2 protein-coding genes are annotated in these 2,637 nt (G+C 68.0%); both read left to right on the top strand.

Annotation, left to right across the window (positions count from 1 at the left end; genetic code table 11):
• On the top strand, nucleotides 1-1,296 hold a 1,296-nt coding region (locus HZR14_RS14125; RefSeq protein ID WP_181693520.1), incomplete at its 5' end, for an AMP-binding protein.
• Nucleotides 1,297-1,462: 166 nt separating this feature from the next.
• The coding region (locus HZR14_RS14285) for a PAS domain S-box protein (protein WP_220132590.1) at nucleotides 1,463-2,637 on the top strand (1,175 nt) is incomplete at its 3' end.

Genomic DNA, 2,637 nt, shown 5'->3' with positions numbered 1-2,637 from the left:
CCGCACTCGCTCGGCGAGAACCAACACGACTACGACGGCCTCATCGAGCGAAACCGAGGTCGAACGGTCGAGCCGGTCGCCCGCGACGCCGAGGACGACCTCTTCGTCATGTACACGTCGGGGACGACGGGCGAGCCGAAGGCAGTCAGACACACGACCGGCGGCTATCTCTCCCACGTTGCCTGGACCTCCCACGCCGTCTTGGACGTCAAACCCGACGATACCTACTGGTGTTCTGCGGACATCGGCTGGATCACGGGCCACTCCTACATCGTCTACGGGCCGCTCGCACTCGGTACGACCACGGTCATCTACGAGGAGACGCCCGACTACCCCGAAAAGACCCGTATCTGGGAGCTCATCGAGCGCTACGACGTGAACGTCTTTTACACCGCGCCGACGGCGATCCGTGCGTTCATGAAATGGGGCTCGGACCACCTCGAAGAGCACGACCTCTCCTCGCTGCGGCTGCTCGGGACGGTCGGGGAGGCCATCAACCCCAAGGCCTGGAAGTGGTACTACAAACACGTCGGCGGCGGGGAGTGTCCGATCGTCGATACGTGGTGGCAGGCCGAGACCGGCGGGATGATGATCACGACGCTGCCCGGCGTCGGGACGATGAAACCGGGGTCGGCCGGTCCGCCGCTGCCCGGCATCGACGCCCGGATCGTCGACGGGAAAGGCGAGGAGGTCGCCCCCGGCGAGGCCGGCTTTCTGACCGTCGATCGGCCCTGGCCCGGCATGCTCCGCGGGCTCGCGGACGACGACGAGCGGTTCGTCCCCGAATACTGGGAGGCGTACTCGGATCCGGACGCCGACGAGTGGGTATACGTCCCGGGCGACGGCGCGAAGATCGGCGAGGACGGCTACGTCACGATCCTCGGCCGCGTCGACGACGTAATCCCGATCGGGGACGCCACGATCGGGACGATGGAGATCGAGTCAGCGGTCGTCGGCGTCGAGGGGATCGCCGAGGCCGCCGTCACGAGCGCCGGCGGGAACCTCATCGCCTACGCCTCCACCGAGCAGGGATATACGGGCGATGCGGGCCTTCGAAACGCCGTCCTCGAAGCGATCGAGCGCGACATCGGCGACGTGGCGGTCCCGGATCACGTCGTCTTCACGCCGGAGCTCCCCAAGACCCGTTCGGGGAAGATCATGCGACGGCTGCTGGAGGGGATCGCGACCGGCGAGGAGCTGGGTGACATCAGTGCGCTCAGAAACCCAGAGATCGTCGGCGAACTCCGCGCGAGGCTCTCCGGTGACTCCCGTTCGTATCTCGAATCCGACCACTGATTTCGGTTTTATTGAATGAACCGAAATCAGGCCGGTCGAGGCCCAGTAGTCCGGTTCGTCTCGGGATCGGTCGGCGTTCGGTTTCGACGGACGGTCCGGTCCACTCGGCGATCGAGGTGGGACAGGGCCAAAGAACTAAGTCTTCGGATGTGTAGCGAAATACGAAATGGACGATCCGCTCGACCGTCGGGAGTACGAACACCTCCGGGAGGCTGCGGAGACCACTCGCGGCCGCCTCGTCGTCCGACTCATCGGGGAAGCAGGGGTCCGGCCGGCCGAACAGACGCGGATACGGCCCGGGGACGTCGACCGCCGTCGGTTCGACGGCGTGGTGTATCACTTTCTGTCCGTCCGCGATAGCGACGGATCCCCCTCCAGGCGGACGTACGTGCCCGCCGACCTGGCCGGGAGCATAGACGAGTACGCCGCGACGGCGGATATCGGCCCCGACGGCCGGCTGATCGACGTCACGCCGCGGCGAGTCCAGATGCTCGTGTCGGATATCGCCTCCCGGGCGGCGGAGGTGACCGGCGAGTCCCGTCTCGCCGACGTCTCGAGCGGCGACCTCCGGCGGTACTTCGCCAGACGGCTGCTCGTCGAGGACGGCATCGACCCCCGGATCGTACTGGCTATCGGCGGGTGGGAGCGCCTCGGTGCGCTCGAGCGGTTCCTCGAGCCGGCCGACGACGCCGACATCGCCGCTGCCGTCGCCGGGTCGGACCGAACGGCGGCCGGTGGCGACGGGCTCTCGTTCGACGACACCGCCGGGACCGTGGGCCTAGAACTCGACGCTGACGGCCGGATCGTCGGCGGTGGCGGGGACGTTTCGGGGCTGGTCGGATACGAGCGAAACACGGTCGTCGGGACGCCCTTCGGCCGGCTGTTCACCGACGACGCACGCGAGCGGGCGAGACCGAAGGAGATCCTCGCCTCCGCCGGGCGCGATGGCTTCACCGTCGAGACGTGTTGGTTCCGGCGCGCCGACGGCGAGCGGATCCGGACCGCAGCGCTCGTCTCGCGTCGAGGAAGTGACCCGCTATCGGGATTCGTCGCCGTTCTCTGGGCCTCCGACGACGCCGACGACGGGCGGACGGCGAGTACGTTCCGCCGGGCGGTTACCGCCGCCGGACAGCCGATCTGTTTCGCCTCCTACGGGCGGGAGATCGAGTACGTCAACCCCGCCTTCGAGGAGCTGACCGGATATACACAGAGCGAGGTCGTCGGCCGCCCCGCGGCGAACGTCCTCAGTTCGGGCGAAGACGCCGAGGCCTACGACGAAACGCTGCGACGGGCGGCCGCCGACGGGGCCGTCTGGACCGGCCAGGTGACGCTTCGCCGCAA

It is taken from the genome of Natronomonas salinimetallica, assembly GCF_013839515.1.
In the GTDB taxonomy this organism is placed as follows: Archaea; Halobacteriota; Halobacteria; order Halobacteriales; family Haloarculaceae; genus Natronomonas.
This window is presented reverse-complemented; position numbering and strand designations above follow the sequence as displayed.